The following is a 5382-nucleotide window of genomic DNA, read 5'->3' on the forward strand; positions in this document are numbered from 1 at the left end:
CGGAGGCATCCGGCGTGGAGGCCGCGGGCGCCTGCGCCAGGACGGCGGGCGACGCGAAGAGGAGCGCGGCGCCCAGCAACAGGCGCGAGGAGAAGAGACCGAGGACCGCCATGGATGGGCGCGAGCCTAGTGCACCCGAGTCAGGACCGCCACGGGCCCGGGCACGAGCACGCCTCCCTGCCCGCCTGCCCTGTGACGCACGGGCACAAGCGCGTCAGCTCAGGTGGATGATGCGCACGCCGAGCTGTCCCTCCAGCTCCACGAGCTCGCCCCGGGCCACGACCTTGCCGTTCACCGACAGGTCCACGGGCTCCCCTGCCCCACGACGCAGGTCGATGACCTGACCAGTGCGCAGGCCCACCACCTGTTCGGCCGTGATGGGCACGCGCGCCAGCTCCACCGCCACCTGCAGGGGCAGGTCGCTGAGCAGATCGCTTCCGTCCTTGTCGTCCAATGCCGCCCCTTCGAGTTCCGGAGGAACGCCCAGCTCCGGGTTGGTGAAGTCCTCGTTCTCTTCCGACCCGCCGGACTCCCCACCCTGGGGGTTGCCCGGCTCGCCGGGGATGATGTCCGTGATGCGCGCGCGGTAGCGGCCGTTCTCCACGAACACGTCCGCCGCGAAGTGGCCGGTGCGCCCCAGGCCCAGCCGCAGCTGCGCCGTGCCGGGCTCGCCCCTGTCCGGCCGCGCCGACAGCAGGTCCAAGAGCAGCACGTCCTTGATGCGCAGCGACGCCAGGTCCTGGGCGGACAGCTCCGCCACGCCAATCTCCGCGCGCAGAAAGTCGCGCAGCGCGGACAGGCGCCGCCCGTGGGCCTTCATGTCCTGCCGGCGCTGGTCGCGCCGCTGGGCGCTCTCCACCGCGGGCTCGGCGGCCTCCAGCACCGCCGACGGCACCACCAGCCGCACGATGCCGCGGTGCGTGCCCAGCACCGCGTTCAGGTGCACCGCCAGCATCGGGCCGTCCTCGCCCAGGCGCGCGGAGACCTCGTCCACGCCGCGCGCCACGCCGTCCAGCCGGGGCCGGGGGACGCCGGGCTGCAGCCCGGGCACCAGCTCCTTCAGGGCCTCCAGGACGACGTAGCCCATCACGCCCTCCTCGATGTCCGTCAGGGGCCGCAGGCCCACCGTCTCACCGGCGCCGCCCAGGAGCAGGTCCACCGCCGAGTGCGCCAGCGACAGCTCGATTTCGAGGATGACCCGGCCCTTGAGCGCGCCAGGGGCCAGCACCGCCAGGAAGGACGGGTCGCCCAGGAAGCGGCGCAGTTCCGTCATGGGGCGCGCCTGGGCGGACTCCACCGACAGCCGGACGTCCACGTCGAACAGGGCCTTGAGGCGCGCGCAGACGGTCTCCAGCGTGCCCGCGTTGGGCGTGAGCCAGCGCAGCCGCTCCGCCAGCTGGCCCTGCGTGCGCGACACCTTCTCCAGGTGGGAGAAGGCGAACGGCCGCCACGGCATGACCGGAGCGGGGGCCGGCGCGGGAGCCTGCGCGGGCTTCGGGGGCGGTCCCAGCTTCCGGGTGTCGACCAACATGGTGCGCTCGAAGACTCCGGGCTCGTCGTCCGGCTCCAGGCTCATGTCTTCGCCTCGAACCTCAGATTTTCAAGCGCCAGTCCCCGGCCACCCAGGGCGCTGCGCAGGCCGTCGCTCTGCTCTTCCAGCATCTTCAGCGTGTCGCGGTCGTTGCCGCTGAAGACGGCGGAGATCTTCCCGTTCTTCGCGCTGACCTTGATGGACAGGCCGTTGAGCACGTCGCCGCGCAGGTCGATCTGGAACTCCGCGTTGCCCGCGGCGTTGGTGCCCACACGCACGCGCTCGACGATCTTCTGGGCGATCTCGTTCGCCATGGCGCGCAGCCGCTCGGAGCCCGCCGTGTCCTTGGGCTTGGCCACCGGCACCGGCGCCATCAGCGCGGGGTTGAAGCGGAAGCCCGCGGCGGCGGCCATCTGCCCGCCCTTGTCGTCCTTCTCCTTGCCGGCCCCGCCGCCCGCGCCCTTGCCACCTCCGGCGTTGACGTCGATCTTCAGCTCGCCCTTCTCCTGGCTGAGCCGGCCGGCCTGTCCCTCGGCCTTGGTCATGTCGCCCTCGCGGACGTCCGTGGAGCGCTTCTCCTCCACGACCTCCGACCGGCGGGCCTCCCCGCCCTTGGACAGGTTCTGCGTCTGGGCGCTGCGCTGGGACTGCTGCGACTGCTGGGCGCCCTGGGTGGTCTCCCCGGGCTTCGCGAAGGGGGTCTCCTTCTGGGCCAGCTTCTCGTCGAACGTCTTGCCCTGGCCCTGCGCGAGGCGCGCCAGCACCTGCTTGCCCAGGGGCAGCTTCTGCTCCTGCACCGGCTTGGGCAGGGCCTGTTCGGCCTGGCCCTGCTGGACCAGCTTGGAGAAGACGGAGTCGCCCTGCAGGCGCTTCTGGGTCTTCGCCTCCGCGAGCTTGCGCTCCTGGATCATCCGCTCCGCCAAGCGCGCGGCATCGCGATCGTCATCAACTCGGCTCATGGCGTCTCTCCAGACTCGGCGGAAGGCGGCGGGAGGTTACTTGCGCTGGCGGGCCAGGAACAAGGCGCTGCCGATCTCCTCCTGCTGCAGCTCCTCGCGGTCCTGGCGCTCTTTCTTCACCTGCTTGACGAACTTCTCCTTGTTCTTCTCGATGGCCTTGAGCTCCTTGGCGGCCTCGGCCATCAGCATGCGGCGCTGCTCCACCAGGCGGCCGGCCGTCCGGACGACCTCCTTCTGGTGTTCAATCTGGAGGGCGACCTGGGCCTCGTCGTCCTTCAGACGCTCCTCGAAGCGGCCCATCATGTTCATGCCGTTGATGCCGGCGCCCTTGGCCATGATCTGCTGGAAGTACTCGGCGACCTTGGCCTTGCGCTCCTTGCGGCGGCGCTCCAGCTCCGCCTCCAGGCGCTGCTGTTCCTGCTCTTCCTTGGCCAGCGCCTTGACGGCATCGGAGAAGGCCTGCTCGGCCTCCTCCTTCGCCTTCTCACGCATGTCCAGCAACGACTGCAACCGGTACGGGGGCATGGTGGGGGCATCCTACCCAAAAACCGTCCCGTCCATGCAGGCCGGCCGGAGGGCGGCCCGCGTCAGTCCGCGAACAGGTTGATGAGCTGCTCCACGGTCTCCTCGTACGGAGAGTTGGAGTGGGTGTCCTGCTTGAGGAAGTCGATGATGGCGTCGTACTTCTCGATGGCGTAGTCCGTCCGGGGGTCCGCGCCGGCCTGGTAGGCGCCCAGCAGGATGAGGTCGCGCTGCTTCTCGTAGGTGGCGAGCGTCTCGCGCAGCTTGCCGGCGGCCTTCTTGTGCTCCTTGCTGACGATGCCGCTCATCACACGGCTGAGGCTCTGGAGGACGTCCATGGCCGGCCACTGGTTTCGCGCGCCCAGCTCACGGTTGAGGATGAAGTGGCCGTCCAGAATACCGCGGACCTCGTCCGCGATGGGGTCTTCCATGTCACCGCCGGCCACGAGGCAGGTGTAGATGGCGGTGCACTTGCCCTTGGCCGAGTTGCCCGTGCGCTCCAGGATGCGCGGCAGCATGGAGAAGACGCTGGGCGGGTAGCCCTGCCGCGCCGGGGGCTCGCCGATGGCGAGGCCGATGTCGCGCTGGGAGCGCGCCAGACGCGTCACCGTGTCGAGCATGAACAGCACGTTGCCGCCGCGCTCACGGAAGTACTCCGCGATGGCCGTGGCGACGTACGCGGCGCGCAGACGCACGAGGGCGGGCTGGTCGGACGTGGCGCACACCAGCACGGCGCGCTTCATGCCCTCCTCGCCCATGGCGTCCTCGATGAACTCGCGCACCTCGCGACCACGCTCGCCGATGAGCGCCACGACGCTGAGGTCGGCTTGCGTATTGCGGGCAATCTGCCCCATCAGCGTGGACTTGCCGACGCCGGAGCCCGCGAAGAGGCCCACGCGCTGGCCCTCGCCCACGGTGAGCAGCCCGTCGATGCAGCGGACGCCCAGGGGCAGCGGCCGCTCGATGCGCTGGCGGGTGAAGGGGTCCGGGCAGTCGCGGTCCACGGGCCAGTCGATGAGGCCCTCCCCCTCCAGGGGCATGCCGTCCATGGGCTCGCCGATGCCGGTGAGCACGCGGCCCAGGAGCGCGTCGCCGCACTTGATGGTGAGCGGGCGGCCGGTGGGGATGCACTCGCTGTCCGGACCGATGCCGTACAGCTCGCCCAGGGGCATGAGCATCACCTCGTCGCCCACGAAGCCCACGACCTCCGACTTCATCATGCCGCGCTGGCGGCTCTTGACGAGCACCACCTCGCCGATGCGCACGTTGGGCACGCTCGCCTTGATGACGAGGCCCGTCAGCTCCGTGACGCGGCCGCGCACCCGGACGAGGGACGCTTCCTTGATGAGGTCGTAGTAGCGCGAAAGGTCGATGGCCATGGCGGATCCGGGGAGGCTTCGGGGGCGCGGGGCGGGCCGGGAGGCTCAGGGAGGGCCGGGCTTGCGCGCGGTGTCCGGCTGCAGGAGGTTCTGGAGCATCTCCAGCTGCGTGGGCAGCTGCGCGTCCACGGTGCCGAACTCCGTCTGGACGATGCAGCCCACGGGAGCGACCTCCGGGTCCTCCTTGATGGCCAGGTCCACCGTGCGGCCGATGAGCTCCATCAGCACCGGGCGCTTGGCGCGCAGCACCGCGGCCGTCTTCGGGTGCACGCGAAGCACCATGGCGCGCGCGTTGCGCAGGTTGTCGATGGCCGCGGCGCACATGTCCACCAGCAGCTCCGGCTCGCGCTCCAGGTCGCGGCCGAGGATCTTCTCCGTCATCTTCAGCGCCAGCGCGATGATGTCCTGCTCCTGGGACTGGAGCATCTCCCCGGCCTGCATCTTCGCGCGCAGCAGCAGCTCCGTCGCCTGGGCGAGGCCTTCCTGCCGGCCCAGGTCCTTCGCCTTGGCGAAGAGCTCCTCCTTCTCGCGCTGGCCTCGGCGAGGATGCGCTCACGCTCGCGCTGGGCCTCCTCGATGATGCCCTGCGCGCCCTGGCGCGCCTCGAAGACCTCGGCGTTCATCACGCCCGCGCGCGGCGGACGCAGCGCCGGTCGCTCGGACGTGGCGACGACCACCGACTCCGCCAACCCGTCCCCCTTGATTACCTTGCCGATCGCCATGGGCCACTCCTTGCAGACCGGATGCTAGCGCGTTCCGCCGCGCGGTCCACGCCCTCCCGGACCGCCCGCGTCATCCGGGCCCGGCCGGTCGGTGGGAGGGGGGCGCCTGCGGCCCACCTGGGTTCCCTCCGAGGACCGGGAGGAGGACGCCTGGCTGGAGAGCACGCGCGGGGGACGCTCCGGAGCATTCCCCGGTTCGGGACGTGCCGCGGGACGGGCACCGGTGCGCGAGCGCAGCACCCGGGCCCCGTCGGTGGACTCCCCGGAAG

4 protein-coding genes and 1 pseudogene are annotated in these 5382 nt (G+C 70.9%); all 5 read right to left on the reverse strand.

The features are described from left to right. Window positions 1–214: 214 nt before the first annotated feature. Window positions 215–1576, reverse strand: a complete 1362-nt coding sequence (gene sctQ / locus ACLEQD_RS35845) for a type III secretion system cytoplasmic ring protein SctQ (protein WP_410390328.1) — start codon at window positions 1574–1576, stop codon at window positions 215–217. Then, on the reverse strand, window positions 1573–2490 hold the full coding sequence (locus ACLEQD_RS35850; RefSeq protein ID WP_410390330.1) for a flagellar hook-length control protein FliK: 918 nt from the start codon (window positions 2488–2490) through the stop codon (window positions 1573–1575). Before ACLEQD_RS35850 ends, sctQ begins: the two co-directional genes overlap by 4 nt. A gap of 36 nt (window positions 2491–2526) precedes the next feature. Then, window positions 2527–3015, reverse strand: a complete 489-nt coding sequence (locus ACLEQD_RS35855) for a flagellar assembly protein FliH (RefSeq protein WP_171420301.1) — start codon at window positions 3013–3015, stop codon at window positions 2527–2529. A gap of 62 nt (window positions 3016–3077) precedes the next feature. After that, window positions 3078–4391: a type III secretion system ATPase SctN gene (gene sctN, locus ACLEQD_RS35860; RefSeq protein WP_410390331.1), complete on the reverse strand. Its 1314-nt coding sequence runs from the start codon at window positions 4389–4391 to the stop codon at window positions 3078–3080. 45 nt (window positions 4392–4436) lie between these two features. Then, window positions 4437–5113, reverse strand: a pseudogene (locus ACLEQD_RS35865) (FliH/SctL family protein). Between the last annotated feature and the right edge of the window lie 269 nt (window positions 5114–5382).

It is taken from the genome of Corallococcus sp. 4LFB, from assembly GCF_046520365.1.
GTDB classification, from domain to species: domain Bacteria; phylum Myxococcota; class Myxococcia; order Myxococcales; family Myxococcaceae; genus Corallococcus; species Corallococcus caeni.

Bases quoted from the DNA above. Each gene is read 5' to 3' on its own strand.
- sctQ (WP_410390328.1), bottom strand. From the start codon at position 1,576: ATGAGCCTGGAGCCGGACGACGAGCCCGGAGTCTTCGAGCGCACCATG.
- sctN (WP_410390331.1), bottom strand. From the start codon at position 4,391: ATGGCCATCGACCTTTCGCGCTACTACGACCTCATCAAGGAAGCGTCC.
- ACLEQD_RS35850 (WP_410390330.1), bottom strand. From the start codon at position 2,490: ATGAGCCGAGTTGATGACGATCGCGATGCCGCGCGCTTGGCGGAGCGG.
- ACLEQD_RS35855 (WP_171420301.1), bottom strand. From the start codon at position 3,015: ATGCCCCCGTACCGGTTGCAGTCGTTGCTGGACATGCGTGAGAAGGCG.